Raw genomic sequence first — 21709 nt, forward strand, 5'->3', positions numbered from 1 at the left:
ATTTAAGAATGAATTGGTGTGCTAATAAATTAATTGTTATCACTAAGTTCGGTCAGGAGCTGCGGGGCGCTTTCAAAAAATTCCCCCATAAATGTGAGGATTGCATCCTCACTTTATTGCGTTGCTTTTTGCGCTTGCTAGCCCCTACCCGGCCGATGTTCCATAATTAATCTTAAATTCAAGAAATCATGGAAACATTAAATCAAAATTGGCAAAGCGTATCGGAAATCGAACTTATCTACAGAACTAAAATCAAGGCATCCGAGAGACCTCAAATCAAATCTTCCAAAGAAGCTTATAGATTGGCATTGTCAGCCTGGAATCCGAATAAAATTGAACTCTTTGAACAGTTTAAGGTGCTATTCTTGAATAACGCTAGCAGAGCACTTGGTATCTATGAAATCTCCTCAGGAGGAATTACCGGCACAGTTGTAGATCTTCGACTTATTTTTTCAGCGGCTCTCAAAGCCAATGCAACGGCACTCATTATCATTCACAACCATCCTTCCGGACAACTTGGGGCCTCTGAAGCTGACAGACAAATTACCCGCAAAATAAAAGAAGCAGGAAAACTGCTAGATATTTCTCTTGTAGACTCTCTGATTATCACTTCTGAGAACTATTATTCCTTTGCAGATGATGGCATTTTATGAGCGTCTTTAGAATGTCGTCAATCATTCCCATATTTCCGAAATATTAATCCTCAAGAGGAGACTTTAGTAGGTTTACAACTAGGGACATAATATCGCTATCAATGTTAGCTAAGAGGCTTTATAAACATAATTTTTGACTCTTGATTTATGACATAGATTGCAAATATATCTTTGTTTTCTCGATTTGATTTCCCCTATTTTATCATGCATCTAAAACCACCAACACTTCTGAAACATAAGCCAATTCTTCCTTCATGTTTCGACATTTTATTATAATATTTTACATTTCAAAAACGTAGTGTAGAATCAGATATTCCATTACAACAAATAACAATATTTTTTGTAGAAGATTTAATTACGAAAACTGTCACTTTTTTTAAAGGTTACCGTATTTCTTCACAACTCATCAATAAAAAAATCAACGCATTAAAACGTTCTTAGACATTAAGAGCCCAAAAAGGACATAATATGCCATTTTTAACAACCCGATTAATTATACTTTAACTTCATCCATTACTTAGCAAATAAAGAATAAGTGGCTTATGGAAAGTAATATAACTAAAGATGATTTAAGGCAATTTGGCCTATTGCTAATTGTGCAGTTAAAACAAATTATAGAGAACAATCAGAATAAGGAAGACGACGGCTTAAATCCAGAATGGCTTAAAAGCCGTGTTGTCAGAAAGCTGATGGATATGTCTGCCGCATCGTTACAGAATCTCCGAATAACGGGAAAAGTGCGTTTTAAAAAAGTTTTAGGATCCTATTATTATAATAAATCAGATTTAATGGATCTGTTCAATGATGAAGACTAATATGAAACTGCAGAAACTTTCAAAATACCTGTCTATTTTAGAGGAGGATAACAGACTTAATGTTTGGCATTTCGCTCTTTTAAGTGCTATTTTTTGTCTCGGATATAGACAAGGACAAGCAAGGATAATAAAAGTAAGTCGGAGCAAGATAATGTCGCTTTCACATATCAGCACTTTACCAACCTATCATAAATACTTCAAGGAGTTACAGGAAATGGGCTATATAAATTACCGGCCATCCTACCATCCAGGATATCGAAGTGAAATCGAAATAACAATAAAGCCTTATAAATTGCCATGAGGCTTTTGCTTTATTGACATATACTTAAAATTTATAGATCATAGAACATTCGTATATTTCAAAACTTTGTCATTTTAGAATCTATGCTCAGAATTTATCCTTCATTAGAAACAACATTTTTTAAACACTTAAAGCAGAAATAATAAAATATAATCTGACGAGCCTATAAGTTTAAAGTTCCTAAATAATGTTTACTGTTGTTGTAATCATTAAGGATTACGTCGTTCTTTTGAAGTCAATCAGCTTAATGCAGGAAAATATAGAACAACAAAGATTTCAATGACTTTTTAAACTTGTGGCAAAATAGAGGCACATCTTGTTTTTACAAATTAGAATATAAGTATTAGTGCGGGTTTTTGGGCTTAGGTTCGATTCCCTGTTGGTATTGATATATACAGTCCATTGTACGAGAATTTTAATTTTGATCCTACCTGGTCAATCAAAGATTTTTTGAATTCAGCTTTCCAGAAGTTCCTTTATAATCCAAATAATTGGCATATTTCAACCCAAGAAAACAAGCCATGTAAGCCTTTAAAGGCTTACATGGCTTGTTTTCTTGGGTTAGGGTTTGTTGCTCAAGCGCCCGTACCGCTTGAGCAAAGGTAATCTTTTTATATTTAGAAACACAATCCATTACATTAAAAATCAACACATTAACTTCCAATCTATAACTAGATTTTTTTTTGATATAGTCAAACCTAAAATAATAATGTTTATATAAATATTCTTCATGATTTAGATTTACTAATTTTAGCACTATAGCATTTACTAATTTAAACACATTGATGTTTGCTAATTTTATCACGTTTATGTTTACTAATTTTACTACATTTGCATATGCTAATTTCACCACGTATCGACGCATGCAAATTTCTAAGAAAATGATAGTATGGTTAACAAATAATATAATTAAAAATGGCAACACCAAAAGAAAGATTTATAGAAGCACTTACTTTTCTTAAAGACCTACAAGAGAAGAACATTGTGGGGATACATACCGATGATATCCCTAATGCAAAATATCGACAGCTATTGGTAAAAAACGGCTTTATTCGGGAGGTCTCCAAAGGCTGGTACATTGCAACAGACCCAAGTGAAAAAGAAGGGGAAACAACTGCCTGGTTTAGTTCATACTGGGACTTTATTTCTCAATTTCTTAATAAAAAATATGGGGAGAACTGGTGTATATCTGCTGATCAATCACTGCTTATACATTCTGGAAACTGGTCAGTGCCACAGCAGTTACTTGTACGCTCCCCCGAAGGCAACAACAAACCAACCCCATTGCCATACAATACATCACTTTTCAATCTAAAGACCAATATAGCATCACCAGATCAAATTGAGATACAAAGAGGCATAAAGATGTACAATCTGCAGAGTGCTCTTATCTATAGCAGCCTTTCTTTGTATACTCACAATGCAATTGATGCCCGTACGACACTTTCAATGATCAGGGATGCCTCTGAGTTATTGCCAATATTACTGGAGAATGGACATACCACACTCGCTGGACGTTTAGCCGGCGCATTTCGCAATATACATCGTGACAGAATAGCAGATCAAATCATTGAAACATTCAAGGCAGCAGATTACGATATTCGCGAAGAAGACCCATTTAACAATCAGCTTGATATCAAATTATCTCCGCGCGAACGATCGCCCTATGCTAACCGCATTCGCTTAATGTGGATGCAGATGCGCGAAGATATTATAAATATCTTTCCTGCTCAGCCCGGACTACCCAAAGACACTAATTCATATCTTAAAGAAATTGATGATATTTTTATTACTGATGCTTACCATTCATTATCAATTGAACGCTATCGTGTAACACCGGAATTAATTGCCAAAGTGAGCAGTGGCAGATGGAATGCAAAAGAAAATGAGGAAGATCGAAAACAAAGGGATGCGATGGCCGCAAGAGGTTATTATCAAGCATTTACACAAGTTAAAGAGACAATTAAAGAAATCTTAAAGGGAGCAAACCCTGGCTCCGAAGTAGACAAAGATCATTCCAAATGGTACAGAGAACTATTTGATCCAAGTGTAGCTGCTGGCATATTAAAAGCATCGGATCTAGCAGGATATCGAAATCATCAAGTCTATATTGGCAACTCTAAACACACACCGCTTAACGTCGAGGCTATGCGTGATACTATGCCAATTCTTTTTGAATTACTTGAACAAGAAAGTGAAGCCTCGGTTAGTGCTGTTTTAGGACATTTCATATTTGTATTTATTCATCCCTATATGGATGGAAATGGACGAATGGGACGTTTTCTTTTAAATGCTATGCTGGCCTCCGGTGGATATCCATGGACAGTAATACCTGTTGAAAAAAGGGATGAATATATGCAGGCATTGGAAAAAGCGAGCGTAGATCAGAATATTATTCCATTTGCAGCATTCCTTGGATATCTGGTAAATGAAACGCTAAAAGGAAAAGCAGTAGCTGAATTACCCCCTTCCATATAAAAATCCAATAAAAACGACCAATGCATTTGTCGTGCGTTTATTAGTAAAACAGAATTGACATGTAATCAAAATTTCTAAAGAATAAACCATAGATATATTGAGCAGTTTTGCCGTCTGAGAACTTATATCCAGAATTTGTTCGGCAGTAAACAGAACATTTTGAACACTACAGGCAGAAGCAGCAAATATGATTTAAGTATACTAATCACTTGCCAATTAAGTTTATAGTTCCTAAAAAATGTTTACTTTTGTAGTAATCATTGTATTATGTCGTTCTTTTAAAGTCAATTAGCTTAATGCAGGAAAGTTTAAAATAACCAAGATTTCAAGGGCTTTTTAAACTTATGGCAACATCGTGGCAGACCAGATTTTTCCCAAGTAAAATATTGGCAATAGTGCGGGTTTTCGACCTTAGGTTCGATTCCCGGCGATTCCACAAATTCATTTTTTTAAATGAAAGCAAAAGCCTGTAAATCTTATAATTTACAGGCTTTTTTTATGTGTAGCGAGTACTTATAAAATACTCAACGCAAAAGTTTAGTGCTTACTCTTTTTAGAATCTATTAAAAGATCTCCTCTCTAAGTGATATCTAAAAGTCGGGAATTCATAACTTAAAATAAAGGTGTGATTTCCTCCATTATATCCTGAAAAATCATTCAAAGAGCTATCATAAGAATAGGCAAATTTAAAATTCTCAAGAAAACGAGTGCCTACATAAGCTCCTGCACTGGAATTAAAAGCAATATTAATCCCCCCATAAAGACTATCTTTCCATGCGACATTTGTCATGAAAACTACATTTGAGGATGCATTGGCTGTATAACGATACTGAAGTATTGGAGTAATATTAAAATCGTAATTTATCTGGAATAGATATCCTATGTCTCCATACATATAAATATTTTTGGTAGCAATACTGGTTTTGTATTCGTCATAATATTTAGTTTTTACCATATTTGGCGATGATAGTCCTAGGAAAAGCTTATCTGTGTAAAGATACATTCCCGCACCAATTACTGGAGAAAGCTGAGAATTTTCCCCTTGGGCATTAGCTATCTCTCCAGGGTTTTCGATATCTAATTTATTAAAATCAATTACAAAATTGTTCACTCCTCCTTTAATTCCCAATGCTAGACTCAAATCGTCATTTAACTTTACATCATATGAATAATTTCCCTCTACATTAGTTTCTTTTACCGGACCTATTTTATCATTGTAGATCGAAAGCCCCAATCCCATTTTATCATTGTTTAGTCGATAATTGGCTGTCAAAAATTGGGTCTTTGGTGCTCCTTCAAAACCTGTCCATTGAGAACTATACATTCCTGAAATAGCCAATCCTTCAAACGAACCGCAATATGCAGGATTGATAACCATTGGTTGAAAATATTGAACATTAAGCTTTATATCTGATTGGGCATTAACCGCATTTGTAATTATGCTTGAAAGCAAAACAAATAGTATATATTTTTTAATCATTATTGTTTATATATAAAAATCCTTTTTTATTTTCATTTTTCCCTGTAATTGGACTTAAATACTCCAAAACATAGAAATAAGTACCCGTTGGAAGCTTTTTGCCAGATCCATTAACATTTGATGTACCTCTGAAATAGCTGTTATTTTGACCGTAAGCTGAAACTTCATAAACCATTTGGCCTTGTCTGTTAAATACTTGCAATTTGTTTTTAGGAAATGCATCGATATTTGTAATTACTAAAGCCTCATTTTGATTGTTATTATTTGGCGTTATATAATTAAAAATCTCCAATTTACAATCCAATACATGAACTGAAATACCAAGATAGTCTATACTTCTACAGCCTGTTTTAGCATCATATGCATATCCATAAAGCTGATCTTCGTTAATCAATTTGTAATCTTCAGTGAGAAGATTGTTCTGAGAAACGCTATCATACCATTCTACATTAGAATAATTTTTACTTATAGATGCCAAAGTTGGATTCACTTCACTACAAAACGTATATTCCGATACACCTTGAGGTGCTGCGACTTTGTTCACAGTTACCAAAACTTCAAATCGTTGTATACTTTCACAACCTGATGTATTATTCTTTTGGGAAGCATAATATTTTGTTTGATTTTTCAACACTGTTGATAGCGGTAAAGGATTTGTACCTGTTTTGGAACTATACCATGTTATATTGCTTCCACTTACTACAAGATCATTTAATGTAGCACCCTCACAAAACGCTTGATTTATCTGTCCTGTTGGTGGCAAAGTACTATTAACGCTAATTGTTACAGCTGTTCTTTTAGGACTTTCACAGGTTCCATTATAACTTGCAGCATAATAAGTTCCTGAAGTCAATGCAATTGTATTTGGCATTGCAATAGTTCCTCCTGAAGTAGAATACCATTTCACTACAAATCCATTAGTATTTATATCGGAAACAATTGAACCTTCACACAAGTTTTGAGAAGTCTGAATATTTGGAGCGGCGAGACCTGTCACTGTAACGGTTTGAGAAGCAGTTGCTTTATTTCCAGAAGCGTCAATAGCTGTCCAAATTACAATTGTTTGTCCCTGTGGATATACGATAGGCGCATTATTAGTCACCGTGTAAGAAGTACAATTATCTGAAACAATCGGTTGGCCAAGATTAACCCCTGAAGCTGTACATTTTCCTGCATCAGTAGTAGTCGTAACCGACGATGGAGCGGTAATCGCAGGATTTTGCGTATCTGTAACTGTCACGGTTTGATTAGCAGTAGCTATATTTCCGGAAGCATCGGTAACTTTCCACTGAACAATGGTAATACCAATTGGGAAACTTGTTGGCGCATTATTGCTAACAACATAACCTGAACAGTTATCGCTGGCAATTGGAGTTCCCAAAGTGACATTAGTAGCAACGCATGAACCTGCATCAGCGACTACATTTACAGCTGACGGAGCTGTAATTGTTGGTTTTTGAGTATCTGCAACTGTTACTGTTTGATTGGCAGTAGCTATATTCCCGGAAGCATCGGTAACTTTCCACTGAACTATCGTAGCTCCAATTGGAAAACTTGTTGGTGCATTATTGCTAACTACATAACCTGTACAATTATCGCTGGCAATTGGAGTTCCTAATGTAACATTGGTAGCAACACAAGAACCAGTGCCGGCAATAGTATTAACATTTGCTGGAGCTATAATCACAGGATTTTGAGCATCAATAACCTTGATGGTTTGATTCGCTGTAGCAGTATTTCCAGATGCGTCAGTAACTTTCCATTGAACAGTGGTAGTACCAATTGGAAAACTCGTTGGGGCATTATTGCTTACGATATAACCTGTACAATTGTCGCTGGCAATTGGAGTTCCCAAAGTGACATTAGTAGCAACGCAAGAACCAGAATCGGCAACAGTATTAACCGCTGATGGAGCGGTAATAATTGGATTTTGGGTATCGGTAACCGTTACGGTTTGATTAGCAGTAGTTATATTCCCGGAAGCATCGGTAACTTTCCACTGAACTATTGTAGCTCCAATTGGAAAACTCGTTGGTGCATTATTGCTAACAACATAACCTGTACAGTTGTCGCTTGCAATTGGAGTTCCCAAAGTGACGTTAGTAGCAACGCATGAACCTGCATCAGCAACTACATTTACAGCTGACGGAGCCGTAATTGTTGGTTTTTGAGTATCTGTAACTGTTACGGTTTGATTAGCTGTAGCCGTATTTCCTGAAGAATCGGTAACTTTCCACTGAACTATCGTAGCTCCAATTGGAAAACTTGTTGGTGCATTATTGCTTACAGTATAACCCGTACAATTATCGCTGGCAATTGCATTTCCTAATGTAACATTGGTAGCAATACAAGAACCCGTATCGGCAACAACATTTACAGCTGAGGGAGCAGATATACTAGGATTTTGTGTGTCTGCCAAAGTGGTTACGACTGCATTGGTATTTGCATTTTCATTCATGCTGTCTCTAACTGTAAGACTATAACTTTTTGCTTTTAAGTTAGAAATTGTTACAGGCAAAGAACTAATTTGTACCTCATTATTTCCATCAAGTGAATAAAAATAAGGTGCTGTTCCTCCTGAAATTGTGAAGTTTATTTTACCATCTTGTTCATTAATACAGCTAACGTCATTGGATGATAAATTTTCTATTATTATTCCATTTGGAACAACAAATAATCCCCAAGGGTTGGACACTGCTCCCCCAGTAATCACTGTTTGAAATCCTGTGCTTTTATCTATTTCTACTAACTTTCGTGAACCTTTATTTATGGCATATACCTTGTTTTTCCACACATCCAGTCCAGATGGAACGTTAATATTTCCCGCAGTGCTCAAAAGAGTCTGAATTCCGGTGGTTAAATCTACTTTGTAAATATTATCGGTTGCTGTGACAAAAGCTCCTGCATCCGATATTACGACTGTATTATTGTCAAGAATAGCAATATCCAATGGCAAAGTCATCAAATTTCCGCTTGACACAATTGTTTGAGTCCCATCTGGAGCAACACGGATCAAGTTACTTGTTTTTGTTCCTCCTAGAATTTTTGAGGCATCAGATATCAATAAATCACCATTACTGAGATAGGCAACACCAGTTGCATAACCGATGTTTCCTCCACTAAATAAAGTATTAACCGCTCCTGAAACTGGATCCACTTCAAGAATTTTTGAAGTATTAGCCATTATAATTTTATTATTTTGATCTATGAGCATTCCAGCTGGGCCACCAATTGGACCACTTGTATCAAAATTTGATGCGGGACTAATTTGAGTTTGCAAACCAGTAACTGGATCAATTTTGATTAAGCCATTAAATTTATCATATCCAAAAAGGCCAACATTCTTTTTATAAGCAAGATTTATCCCTTCTTTCAATCCTTGATTTTTAGTAATTATGGTATCTTGAACAGTAACAGGATCATATAGTCTGATTAAAGTTTCATCCATTACTAAAACATCGCCCGGATCTATTCTTGGTGTAATGTTTATAGTTGCTTTATAAGATGTTGAAGCATTATTTTGAGGATCTTTTACACTAAAAAGAAAAGAATCGTATCCAAATCTTGAAAGATTTGGCGTATAGGTAAAACTGCCAGCAGGATTAAGAACTATAGTCCCGTGATTGGGTTGTTTATCTATTTGAAAACTTGTTGTGCCGCCTTCAGGATCAGTTCCGGTTAGAGTACCAGTTAGTACGGTATCTTCTGTTGTTGCATAAGCTTCATTTTGAGAAGTTGGGGGTAAATTAATAAGCGTAATGGATACGGTCTTAACTGAACTAACTAAACTTCCATCTGATACTTGATAAGTAAAGCTATCGGTTCCAGCACCGCCAAGTGTTGGCGTATATTTAAAAGTTCCGGTTGCTGGATTAAAATTAGATATTGTCCCATTAGTTGGATTAGTAACAATACTATATGTTAACGTTGCACTATCAGAATCTGACGCGGTAAGAGTTTCTAATAGCGGTACCACATACGATGATGTAAAATTCAAATTATTTGCAACCGGCGGATCGTTGACAGGCGTAACACCAATTGTAAATTTATAAACTGTAAATCCCGAATCTTCGCCAAGCTCTTTTTTGCTGTCATAAAAACTTAGCAAAATCTCATCGTATGTCGTCTCGGAGCCATTATGGGTAAAGGTAACTTTGCCATCTTCAACATCCTGCAATGTAAAAATATCATTCTTTGACAAACTAGCACCATTCAATTTCAAGTCACCTGTTCCAAGATTGGTGGCTAAACCGTTATTAGTAGTAACAATTTTAAACACAATATTACTCTTCGTTCCATAGGCAAGAGTAAGATCCTCAAGATCATTTGCATTAAGATTTGTAGTGCTTATAGTTGCTGTGCCTCCTTCGTTAAGAGTCAAGGTTGCATTTTTTGTTAATTGAGGATCTATATTATCCCAATAATAAGCTGAAGAAAATGAACTATACGCTTTACCAATTCCCGCACCTGGCAATGGCCCCACTGGTGTTGGGTAAGCATCATAAAAGTTAAGATAAGGAGTCCAGGTTGCCCCGCCATCTATAGAAGCTTCTATCAGGATGTTTGCTCTTAGATAATCCGAGAGATCGTCAAATTTCACTAATCCACCAATTTGTGAAGATAGTCCAAGCGAAACCGGATCTATAAGTGAAATAGGTGTATATGTAGAAGCTCCGTCAAACCAAGTTGCTGTCATGGTAGCCCTAACCAAAACATTGGCAAAAGAACTAGTGATGGCATTTTGAATTCTTGTGCTTCCTTGCCAAACCACTTTTCCCGCAGGCAGATTACTTTTGGTTGCATCAAAAGTTAAAGTCTCATTACCTTGATAAACACCATCATCATCCATAGAAACTTTAAGTCCTAAATCACCATCAGTACTTAAGTTTGGCCCCCAGTACAAATTAGTTTCTGTTCCAAAAGTTACTGCGCTTACATAGATATTTCCACCGCCAACTCTACCAAATTTTCCATTGCTTCCATCAGTTGCAACAACGGTTGATGAACCAGATGGAACAGAAGATTTAGCGCCATATAAATCAAACGATGCTCCTTTTAAATTAACCACAAAAGGAGTAGCTGGATCACTGCTTGGAATCTGTAAAACTGCAGTTCTCAATCCTAATCCAGTAGGCAAATAATTAACTGTAAAGGTCGTGCTCGCACCAGAACTCAAGGAAGTTACCGAAGGCTGCGTACAAGTAAATTCAGAAGCATTGGTTCCTGAAATTTGCACAATAGGCGTTCCTGTTAAACTAATTGTAGTAACTCCTGTATTTTTAATAGTGAAAGTAAACGAAGAAGCTGATTTGCCAGCTGCAGGAAAAGAAACAGTTTCACCTGAAACGACATTTCGTGTCCATCCGCTTGTAGTTTGAGTTTGTTCGATTTTTAAATTTTGAGCATTTGCACTCGTAAGACCAAAAAATAAACCGAGTAAAATTAAGATCTTAAAAAAAAAGTAGTTTTTTCCCATATAATAAAGAGGTTTGTTAAGATTTTTACAAAAAGAAAGTGTTTTCTTTCAAAATAATGCAAAAAGTTCTAAAGGGAACAAAAATAGAAAAAATTTTTTTTTAACAAAAAAAACCGATGAAAACATGATAATTATCATTGATTATCCGAAAAAAGCTACTTATAAATAAGCCATGAGATAACTAACTATATGTGGCATGGAATCAGAATTTCCAGAAAATTCTAAAGACTTCACAGAAAAAGTTAGGAGAATTATAGTAGATTTACTGCTTTACTGAATATTAAAAAAGTAAAGTCATATCCCCAAAGCTTTCGGGATTTTGGAGTATGGGAATGATTTTTTTAAATGTTGGATTTGACTTTATATCAAACCTATTTACCAAAACTGAATGTTTCTTCTAATTCAATAATAGAAACACCTTCAGGTGCTATTTTTGGAGCCTTTGCTAATTTTTTAGCCAATAAATCAGTTGGCAACGGTCTGAATTTTTGAAACAAACCAATCGAATTGAAAGCATTCAGTAAGCGCACCATTATCTTTTCACCAAAACGGTCTGAGCCTTTTCTTAAAAGCAAACCGGGTTTGAAAATAATATACTGCTCGAAATTAAGTTCTGCAATCTTATCCTCAAGTTGTCCTTTTAATCGGGAATAAAAAACCTTGCTTTGCGAAGAAGTGCCATAAGCAGACAACAAGACCATCGAACGAACGCCATTTTCTTTGGCCAATTTGGCAAATGACGCTGGAATGTCAAAATCTATTTTCCGTTGATTTTCCTCTGAGCCGGCTGTTTTTAGCGTGGTTCCCAAACAAGAGAAAAAAACATCGCCAACTATCAAATCTTTGTAAGAATCAATATTGGAAAAATCTATAATTTGTTCCACTAGTTTGGGATGTTGTTTGCCCATTGGCCTCCTTACAAAAACAGTAACTGTAGTATAATCTTTGTCTGTCAAAAGTTCATCAACCAGAAATTCTCCCGTTGAACCTGTTGCACCAATAACTAATGCTTTCATAATTATGAGTTTATAAATAGTATAACAAGACCAAAGATAATAATTTTGATAGTGAAGAAAAGTCATTTCACACCACTATCATCTTCCTTAATTATTTTATACCAATATATGACAGCCACAATTAAAGACGGAGAATCTTCACTGTGTTTTCGCAAACAGTTAAACTATTTTTAACTTAAAAAATTACAATAGAAATTCGATTGTAATCCCATCCTTTCAAAAAAAAAAGGAAGGTATCGAACACCTTCCTTTTTTTTATTTGTATAGTATTTTATTTTAATAACATCCGTTCAGTAATTGTTTTATTTGAGGAAACATCAATTCCGGTAACTTCGGCATACTTTACATTTGGTAACCAAAAGGAACCTCCTTCAATGCGCACAAATATTTTTTCTAACTGTATTTTTTTCTGATTTACATTTACAAAGACATGATATTTTTGATCTGAGTCTATCTTTTTCAAAGTTAAGGGCAACTTTTTATATGATACAAATTTAAACTCAAACTCCTCATTATTTAACAGCTTACTTTCTATTCCGTATGCAAATTTGCGTTGTAAATAATTAAAATCTTTTATTTCTCCTTTCTCAGCATATCGAATCCAATATGCTTTTATAGGATTGCTTTTGTCTATTTTTCCATTTTGCTGGTAGTTTATGGCATAAATAGCAGTGTTTATATTTGGGTCTCGTTGAATGTAAAATAGCATATTATCTATATTCCTTGGTGTTGGGAAATTTAATGGCGATGGATTTTTGGCTTGTGCCAATAGATTTCCAGAAATTACATTTACTAAGAGCGTTATAACGATTAGTGGTTTTGTGAAATATTTAAAAGATAATTTATTCATAACAAAAATTTATATTCTAACTCATTGGGTGAAATTATTTTTACCACATAGAGACATAGAATTTATAGTGTTTAAAAGACTTTGTTAGTCGTTTTACTTATCACATAGCCAATCTATGTGAGAAATAGGCATATTTCTATTTATTCTTATATTGATTTGCAATTAAATCTATGTTTCTATGTGGTTAATTTTTTCATTTTACTGAATTTCAACCAACGAGTTATACACTAATTTGATTCGATTACTTTCTGTTTTTCGTTTACCCTAAAAACCCAATATTTTATCAGCGGGTAATTAAATCCATAAGAAACAAAACTATCGGTGATTAATCTTCCGATTCTATAATCAATTTGAAATATTTTTTGCAAAACAAGCGTACCGAATGATTTTAACGAAATGCTTCCCAATACAACCAACGCAAACTTTAAAAGCTGACTGTTGATTTGGTCGCTACAACTAGCTTGATTTTTAAACACCCACAATCTATTGATATTGAAGTTGATAATTGCACCAACGGTTCCGGAGATTAGAATAGAAACGGTAAAATGCAATTTAAATACTTCTGTTAATAAAATCATTAAGCAATAATCAGTGCTGCCTCCTAAAAATGCGGCAACTTGTGCTTTTAGAAAAGTAAAAATGGATTTTTTCCTGAACATATCAGTTTTGGTTTTTATCTTTTAAATCGCCCAATTTTAAAAGTTTCAAAGTATCAATAGTATTGATTATAAACAACAAAACGGTAATAAAGCCAGCCAAATAAGTAATCGATCCATGAAATAAAACTTCTAAAATTAAAATTAAAGCCACGATAAATCTAAGTTCTGTTGGGCCAACAAACCCAGAATCTATACTGTATTCGTTTGTAATTTTGTAGCGTAACTGACTGATAATGATCGACCATCCATAGAATGCAACAAAAGCAAAGGCTATTATTTGTGTGCCATTTTTAGCATAAATATAATAGCCAAAGCCTGTAAGTATAATACCAATCCAATCGGAAATAATGTCGAGTGCAAAACCATACCAACGGCGTGGAATATTTCTGTAATAAGCCAATCTTCCATCTAAAGAATCACCTAACCAATTTATAGCCAAGCCAATAATACCCAAAAGCAAATACCAATTGGTTGTATAAGTGCCTAAAACAAAAGCTAAAAAAACTAATCCCGAACCAAGTGTACCTATTAAAGTGAGTAAGTTTGGCGAAATGAATTTAGGCACCTTTGGAAGCAAAAATACAATCGTTGACTGTTCTGCTTTTTTTAAAATATTAGTCCGCTTACGGTCTGAAAATGTTCTTTGTACAATTTCAGAATAATCTGCAACCTGTGTTTGTGTTCCCATTAATAGCCCAATTCTAGTTTTATAATTTTCAACTTTATTTTTCTTTGCGTATTTTTAAGAAAATCTGTGGCTCTTTTTAGCTTACCTGATCTAACCAGATAGCTATATGCGATGATAAACAACATGATTACTTAACAATTCCAGCAAAACGCTGATAGAAAACCGTTGGACTATTCTCATTTTTAGGAGCGTATTTTCCTGCTATAATTGGAATATAAATAACTCTCCTTCTGCTTTCTTCGCCACGGATAGACGATTCTGCAACTCTGTGCCACAAACGACCATCGTGAATGGTTAAATCTCCAGCTTCTGGAATGATAGAAACTTCTTCTGGATCGGCTTTATGATCCAAAAAGTATTTTTTACGGAAAAGCATTTGATAAATACTTTGCTTGTGCGTACCTGGAATGATTTTAAGACCACCGTTTTCGGGTTTTAAAGTGCTTAAGTGGATACCCACATTTAGCATTGGGTTTAATTTTGCACCATAAAAAATATCTCTCAAACCATCTGTATGCCAGCCCATTTTGGTAAACTTACTTTCTGGCCCATTGATATAATGATTAAAAACCATTCCGTCTTTTTCTTCAGTTCCTAATCTGGCGCCATCGCCTGCTAATTGTAATAAACCATTAAATCTTGGATCAAGTAAAAGACCGCTTAAGGTTTGATGATGTTGATTAATAAAAGCAAAACGTTGTACAATTGGAGATCCATCTAAATCTTTTCCATATTTAATTGGAACACCATTTATTTTTTTAAGGTCACTGTCAATCCATTTTTGCTGCACTTGTTTCGAGGCGTCAATGATTGATGAAACAGTTTCTGGATTTATAAATTTTTTGAAATGGATAAAGCCATATTGGTTAAAAAAGTCAATTTGCTCATTAGTTAATTGTTCAGTAAGAGTAAAAGTTTTATAAGAAGATACCATGATAAATAGATTTTAATAAATGAAAGAATAGAATTTGTAATTTTTATCTAAAAGATTAACAACAGCAACAACAACAATAGCACATTCGCATATTGGCGTGCATTCGTTCTTTAGGATAATTAAACATATTTCTTTTATTATACATATTCTATAGAATTGGTAGATATTAATACAAAAGTAATATTATTTCTCTTTTTGCAAAGATTTTTTTTTATTTTTTTTTGAAAAAATTAAATTTTATAAATGCCAGCTGCCGTTTTTTCGATAAATGCCTTTGGTAATATACGGTTGGCATAAACCGAAATGATATTCGTAAAACCTGGAATAACTTCTGATTTTTTGTCAAACATGGCTTTTACAGCAATTTTTGCTACTTCATCTGGTTGCATATTAAACTTTTCAGCCATTTTGTTTAAAGCGTTTAAACCAGCTCTTGCAGCAAAACCAGTGTCAACAGGACCAGGACTAAAACAGGTTACTGAAATTGAAGTTTGGGCAAGTTCGAAACGCAATGCACGGGTAAACGATAAAACAAAAGCCTTTGTAGCTGAATAAACGGCCAATGTAGGTACAGCCTGGTATGCCGCAGTACTCGATATATTTAAGATGTAAGCTTGTTTTTGTTGCGAAAGTATAGGTATTAATAAATGTGAAAGTTCTACAACTACATTCATATTAAGTTGCATCATCTCAAGCTGATCGGTTACAGAAGACTGACTAAAATCGCCCCACAAACCATAACCAGCATTGTTAACTAAAAAGCCAACCGGATAATTATTCACTTTTATCCAATCTGCTACTTTTAGCGATGCACCATTTTTAGAAAGATCAGTTGGTAAAACATGAGCATTGATGCCGTATTTAGCCCGAAGATCATCAGCTAATGTTTTTAATTCTTCTTCACTTCTTGCAACAAGCAATAGTGGGTAACCCTGCTTAGCCAATTGATAGGCAATAGATTTTCCGATGCCTTTGCTGGCGCCAGTTATTAAGGCAAACGGTTTAGTTTTTTCGCTCATTTGAATAATTTAATCATCAAATATAAAGATTAATTCTAATCAATGGTAATTCTTATATTAACGCATTAATGATTACAATTCCTTATTTTTCTAATTATCCTTTCGAAAATTTGTTTTCTAAGTTAGTTATTCCAAACAAAACCATTCTTTCACATCCTCAGCAATGGTTTCTTGATTATCAATGTTTTCAAATTCATTATTACGTGGATTGTATTTATACTCTTTTTGCCATTCTTCATAAAAAGATACAACTTCGCGAATAGCGTTAGAGATAAACAAAAGTTCTTCGTTTGACATAATTGGATGCAAAGACAATCTTACCCATCCCGGTTTATTCGTTAAATTATCATCTAAAATACCTTTCATTATTTCTTTAGACTGATTTTCAGAAATACCGAGCAAACTGTGGGCATACGTACTTGCACATGACCAGCCTCCCCTAACCTGGATGCCAAAACGGTCATTCAAAAGACGTACTATCAAATTATAATGAATATTCTTGATAGCAAATGAAACGCAGCCAATTCGATCCGATTGTATGTCTCCCAAAATAGTCAAACCGTCAATTTTTTGAAATTCAGAATAACAAAGAGCCAGCAATTCTTTTTCTCTGTTTTTCATATTTTCAACGCCCATTTGTGTTTTGAGTTCCATTGCCAAAGCCGTCCTCATCACCTGTAAAAACCCCGGGGTACCACCGTCTTCATTAACCTCAATAGAACTGCTGTAATGATAATCACCCCAAGGATCGGTATATTTTACATTTCCTCCACCAGGATTGTCAGGGAATTCAGATAAATATAATTTTTCATTAAAAACCAAGATTCCGCATGTTCCAGGACCTCCCAAAAATTTATGTGGCGAAAAGAAAATAGCATCTAACTGTTGATCTGGATCCTCAGGATGCATATTGATTTCTACATAAGGAGCCGAAGCTGCAAAATCTACAAAACAATAGCCCCCATTTTGATGCATAATTTTGGCCAATTCATAATACGGAGTAATGATTCCGGTAACATTAGAACAGGCTGTAAATGAACCAATTTTTAAAGGTCTGTTACTATATTTTTTAAGCGCTTCTGAAAGTGCTTTTGGGCTAACCAAATTATTTTCGTCTGGAGTAAGGATCACAACATCGGCAATAGTTTCATACCACGGAACCTGATTAGAATGATGTTCCATATGTGTTATAAAAACTACAGGCCGTTCTGCTTCGTAGCGAAGATTAGCATTACTTATATTTCCGCCAGATCTCAAACCCATTATACGCTGCAACTTCGACAAAGCCGACGTCATTCCTGTTCCTGTTGCTACCAAAACATCATTTTCATTGGCACCAACATGCTGTTTTATTAATTGTCTGGCATATTGATAAGCGTAGGTCGAAGCTTTACCTGTTTCACTAGAAAAAGAATGGGTATTAGCAATCATTGGACCAATTTTATCGCGCATTATATCTTCAATTGGAGCATATAATCTTCCGCTGGCGATCCAATCTGCATAAAGTAATTTTTGTGGTCCAGAAACCGATTCGAAAGTGTGATTAACACCAATCGTATTTTCTCTAAACTTAGAAAAATGTTTCTCTAATTGACTTACAGAGCCTTTACCAGTACTTGTTTTCATTTTTTATGTTTTTAGAATGCTTGACTTTTAGAATTTTTAAACAAAAAATAAGCCTTGTAAAATTAAAATCTTAATCGCTTAAGAGAAAATATTAATCGATAAAAGACTAATTTTTAACACGAATACATGTTAAAACTTACAAATTTTTACACAAAAAAAATTGCTGTAGACGAAATCAAATCCTTTTTTTAAAACTTTGTTATTTTATTAATAGCAATACGGTACTTCGCCTTATTTTTATTAATTAATAAATTAAATATATATTTGTTACATTCTCATTTTTTTTACTAATACAGTAATATTTTATCAAATAAGAAAAATGTTAAATGAGATGTTTCATTAAAAGGTATTTAAACAACATTAATAAGGGAGCTCTTATACCAATTTCAAGCTAAAAGCATTCTTTTATCATTTAATAAAGAATATACCAAAACAAATTTTAAAAATAGCTAACAAACTATAATAATGAGAAAATTAAAAATGGGTATGATCGGTGGTGGAAAAAATGCATTTATAGGTGCAATTCACCGCATTGCCGCCAACATGGATGGCTTGGTTGAATTGCATTGTGGCGCATTTAGTTCTAATCCAGAAATATCAAAAGAATCAGGGAAAGAGTTATTTCTCCGTGATGAAAAATGTTATAATTCATACGAAGAAATGATTGTAACAGAAAGCCTTCTTCCGCAAGATCAACGAATGGATTTTGTAACGATTGTTACGCCAAATTTTGCACATTTTAAACCAGCATTAATGGCTTTAGATCATGGTTTTCATGTTTTGATTGATAAACCGATGACATTAACTCTTGATGAAGCCAAACAATTGCAACAAAAAGTTAAAGAAACCGGACTCGTTTTGTGCTTAACGCATACATATTCAGGTTATCCAATGGTAAAACAAGCCCGAAAAATGGTTGCGGACGGTACTTTAGGAAAAATCAGAAAAGTAATGGTCGAGTACAATCAAGGCTGGCTAACTTCTTTATCTGAAAATGATGGAAATAAACAAGCAGTCTGGCGCACAGATCCTTCTAAAAGCGGTATCGCGGGATGTATGGGAGACATCGGAACTCATGCTGCGCAATTGGCCGAATATATTTCGGGTTTAAAAATTACAAAACTCTGCGCAGATATTAACATCGTAGTTGAAGGCAGAAAACTTGACGATGATGGCAATGTTTTACTGAAATTTGACAATGGCGCCAATGGTATTTTGGTTGCTACGCAAATCGCTACTGGAGAAGAAAATGCTTTGAAAATCAAAATATATGGCGAAAAAGCTGGTCTGGAATGGCATCAGATGGAACCTAATTCTTTGATAATTAAATGGCCTGATGCTCCAACACAAATTTATCGCGCTGGAGAAAATTATTTATCAAATATCGCCAAAAGTAATACCCGCACACCAAGTGGACATCCGGAAGGTTATTTGGAAGCATTTGCCAATATATATCGAAATTTTGCTTTGACTTTGTCTTCCAAACTGGACGGAAAAGAACCAACCGAAGCCATGCTTGATTTTCCAACTGTGGATGATGGAGTCCGTGGAATGGCTTTTATAGAAAATGTGATTGCTTCAGGCAAATCAGATCAAAAATGGTTTGATTTTAAAATCTAAAATAGAAAACATGACTACAATACAAGGACCAGCTGTTTTTTTGGCACAATTTATTAGCGACAAAGCGCCTTTTAATTCGTTAGAAGGAATCTGCAAATGGGCTTCTGATTTGGGTTTTAAAGGGATTCAATTGCCAACTTTAGATACTCGTTTTATTGATTTACAAAAAGCAGCCGAAAGCAAAACCTATGCTGATGAACTAACAGGTACGATTGCATCTTTTGGTCTTGAAATAACCGAATTATCGACGCATTTACAAGGACAATTAGTTGCAGTTCATCCTGCTTATGATGACTTTTTTGATGCATTTGCTCCTAAAGAAGTTCATCAAAATCCAAAAGCCAGACAAGAATGGGCGGTGCAACAATTGAAATATGCTGCTAAAGCTTCTCAAAATTTAGGTTTAAATGCTCATGCCACTTTTAGCGGCTCTTTGCTTTGGCAATATTTTCATCCTTGGCCGCAGCGTCCTCCAGGATTAGTAGAAGATGGTTTTGCCGAATTAGCTAAGCGTTGGTTGCCAATTCTAAATGAATTCGACAATTCTGGCGTAGATGTGTGCTATGAAATTCATCCGGGAGAAGATTTATTTGATGGAGAAACTTACGAAATGTTTTTAAAAGCAGTCAATAATCACTCGAGAGCTTGTATTTTGTATGATCCCTCCCATTTTGTTTTACAGCAATTGGATTACATTCAATACATTGATTTTTATCACGATCGTATTAAAGCATTTCATGTAAAAGATGCCGAGTTCAATCCCACAGGAAAACAAGGAACTTTTGGCGGATACCAAAGCTGGGTAAACCGTGCGGGACGTTATCGTTCTCCAGGAGATGGCCAGATTGATTTTAAAACCATTTTTAGCAAATTAGCACAATATGATTATAAAGGCTGGGCAGTTATGGAATGGGAATGTTGCCTGAAAAATCAAGAAGATGGCGCCCGTGAAGGTGCCGAATTTATAAAAAAACACATTATAAAAGTAACTGACAAAGCATTTGATGACTTTGCAGCAGTTGAACCAAATCTTGCTTTTAATAAAAAGAATTTAGGAATATAATATTAAGAGTTAAAAAGCCACTAAAACCAACCAATTAACCAAAAATTAATGAATACAACTACCCGATTTAAATTATCTTTAATGATGTTCCTCGAATTTTTCATCTGGGGATCCTGGTTTGTAACCCTGGGCACTTTTTTAGGCAACAATCTGAAAGCTTCGGGGGCAGAAATTGCTTCCATTTTTTCTACACAATCTTGGGGCGCTATAATTGCTCCTTTTATCATCGGTCTGATTGCTGACCGTTATTTTAATGCGGAGAAAATCTTAGGAATTCTGCATCTTGTAGGTGCTTTTTTGATGTATCAAATGTATCAGTCTAATGACATTAATTTCTTTTACGGTTATGTCTTAAGTTATATGATTTTGTATATGCCTACGCTGGCATTAGTAAATTCAGTGGCTTTTAACCAAATGAAAGATCCTGAAAAAGAGTTTTCAAACATAAGAGTTTGGGGAACCATCGGTTGGATTTTGGCTGGCTTATCAATTAGCTTTTTGTTTCACTGGGATTCTGTAGAAGCCGTTTCTAATGGATTTCTTAAAAACACTTTCCTTTTGGCGGGAATTGCAGCGTTTATCTTGGGGATATTTAGTTTTATTTTACCAAAAACACCTCCAAAAGTAGCCCCTACAGAGAAAATTAAAATTGGAGATTTGCTTGGTTTTGATGCGTTACAATTATTAAAGGATAAAAATTTTGCGATATTTTTCATTTCATCGATTCTGATCTGTATTCCGTTGGCGTTTTATTATCAAAATGCACATCCTTTTTTAACTGATGCGGGAATTGAAAATCCAACCGGAAAAATGGCTATCGGACAAGTGTCTGAAGCTTTATTTTTATTGCTAATTCCAATGTTCTTCGTTCGTTTTGGATTCAAAAAAACCATTTTGGTAGGGATGTTGGCTTGGGCAATCCGATATGCATTGTTTGCTTACGGAAATGGTGGCGATTTGAGTTTTATGCTCATCATCGGGATTGCGTTACATGGTGTTTGTTACGATTTTTTCTTTGTTTCTGGACAAAT

16 protein-coding genes are annotated in these 21709 nt (G+C 34.8%); 6 read left to right on the forward strand and 10 right to left on the reverse strand.

Going from position 1 to position 21709, the window contains the following annotated elements; all coding sequences use genetic code 11:
- The first annotated feature begins 188 nt into the window (after window positions 1-188).
- Both VLC96_RS04100 and VLC96_RS04105 read left to right on the forward strand, forming a co-directional pair.
- Window positions 189-653, forward strand: a complete 465-nt coding sequence (locus VLC96_RS04100; protein ID WP_325260780.1) for a JAB domain-containing protein — start codon at window positions 189-191, stop codon at window positions 651-653.
- A gap of 542 nt (window positions 654-1195) precedes the next feature.
- Window positions 1196-1468 (forward strand): DNA-binding protein, encoded by a 273-nt coding sequence (locus VLC96_RS04105; RefSeq protein ID WP_325260781.1) that lies wholly within the window; start codon window positions 1196-1198, stop codon window positions 1466-1468.
- A gap of 740 nt (window positions 1469-2208) precedes the next feature.
- Here VLC96_RS04105 and VLC96_RS04110 read toward each other — a convergent pair.
- Entirely contained in the window at window positions 2209-2574 is a 366-nt protein-coding gene (locus VLC96_RS04110; protein ID WP_325260782.1) for a hypothetical protein, read from the reverse strand.
- A 110-nt stretch (window positions 2575-2684) separates the two neighbouring features.
- Here VLC96_RS04110 and VLC96_RS04115 point away from each other — a divergent pair, with 110 nt between their 5' ends.
- A complete protein-coding gene (locus VLC96_RS04115; protein WP_325260783.1) occupies window positions 2685-4247 on the forward strand; it encodes a Fic family protein in 1563 nt (520 codons plus the stop codon).
- 553 nt (window positions 4248-4800) lie between these two features.
- Here VLC96_RS04115 and VLC96_RS04120 read toward each other — a convergent pair.
- The 9 genes from VLC96_RS04120 to VLC96_RS04160 all read right to left on the reverse strand — a co-directional run bounded on the left by VLC96_RS04120 (window position 4801) and on the right by VLC96_RS04160 (window position 17995).
- Window positions 4801-5727 (reverse strand): PorP/SprF family type IX secretion system membrane protein, encoded by a 927-nt coding sequence (locus VLC96_RS04120; RefSeq protein ID WP_325260784.1) that lies wholly within the window; start codon window positions 5725-5727, stop codon window positions 4801-4803.
- Window positions 5720-11203, reverse strand: a complete 5484-nt coding sequence (locus VLC96_RS04125; protein ID WP_325260785.1) for an HYR domain-containing protein — start codon at window positions 11201-11203, stop codon at window positions 5720-5722. Before VLC96_RS04125 ends, VLC96_RS04120 begins: the two co-directional genes overlap by 8 nt.
- Window positions 11204-11574: 371 nt before the next feature.
- Window positions 11575-12219, reverse strand: a complete 645-nt coding sequence (locus VLC96_RS04130) for an NAD(P)H-binding protein (protein WP_325260786.1) — start codon at window positions 12217-12219, stop codon at window positions 11575-11577.
- A 271-nt stretch (window positions 12220-12490) separates the two neighbouring features.
- Window positions 12491-13069: a DUF4833 domain-containing protein gene (locus VLC96_RS04135; protein ID WP_325260787.1), complete on the reverse strand. Its 579-nt coding sequence runs from the start codon at window positions 13067-13069 to the stop codon at window positions 12491-12493.
- A gap of 227 nt (window positions 13070-13296) precedes the next feature.
- Window positions 13297-13728: a GtrA family protein gene (locus VLC96_RS04140; protein WP_325260788.1), complete on the reverse strand. Its 432-nt coding sequence runs from the start codon at window positions 13726-13728 to the stop codon at window positions 13297-13299.
- A gap of 1 nt (window position 13729) precedes the next feature.
- The gene (locus VLC96_RS04145; RefSeq protein WP_325260789.1) at window positions 13730-14416 is read right to left on the reverse strand and encodes a CDP-alcohol phosphatidyltransferase family protein; all 687 of its coding nucleotides are present in this window, start codon (window positions 14414-14416) and stop codon (window positions 13730-13732) included.
- Window positions 14417-14543: 127 nt separating this feature from the next.
- Window positions 14544-15350: a phytanoyl-CoA dioxygenase family protein gene (locus tag VLC96_RS04150; protein ID WP_325260790.1), complete on the reverse strand. Its 807-nt coding sequence runs from the start codon at window positions 15348-15350 to the stop codon at window positions 14544-14546.
- A 230-nt stretch (window positions 15351-15580) separates the two neighbouring features.
- Window positions 15581-16369 (reverse strand): SDR family NAD(P)-dependent oxidoreductase, encoded by a 789-nt coding sequence (locus VLC96_RS04155; protein ID WP_325260791.1) that lies wholly within the window; start codon window positions 16367-16369, stop codon window positions 15581-15583.
- 126 nt (window positions 16370-16495) lie between these two features.
- A complete protein-coding gene (locus tag VLC96_RS04160) occupies window positions 16496-17995 on the reverse strand; it encodes an aminotransferase class V-fold PLP-dependent enzyme (protein WP_325260792.1) in 1500 nt (499 codons plus the stop codon).
- Between the two features lie 465 nt (window positions 17996-18460).
- Here VLC96_RS04160 and VLC96_RS04165 point away from each other — a divergent pair, with 465 nt between their 5' ends.
- From VLC96_RS04165 to VLC96_RS04175, 3 genes are all read left to right on the forward strand, one after another.
- On the forward strand, window positions 18461-19615 hold the full coding sequence (locus VLC96_RS04165) for a Gfo/Idh/MocA family protein (protein ID WP_325260793.1): 1155 nt from the start codon (window positions 18461-18463) through the stop codon (window positions 19613-19615).
- A gap of 10 nt (window positions 19616-19625) precedes the next feature.
- Window positions 19626-20678: a sugar phosphate isomerase/epimerase family protein gene (locus tag VLC96_RS04170; RefSeq protein WP_325260794.1), complete on the forward strand. Its 1053-nt coding sequence runs from the start codon at window positions 19626-19628 to the stop codon at window positions 20676-20678.
- Window positions 20679-20726: 48 nt separating this feature from the next.
- On the forward strand, window positions 20727-21709 hold a 983-nt coding region (locus VLC96_RS04175; protein WP_325260795.1), incomplete at its 3' end, for an MFS transporter.

It is taken from the genome of Flavobacterium sp., assembly GCF_035456085.1.
Classification (GTDB): Bacteria; Bacteroidota; Bacteroidia; order Flavobacteriales; family Flavobacteriaceae; genus Flavobacterium.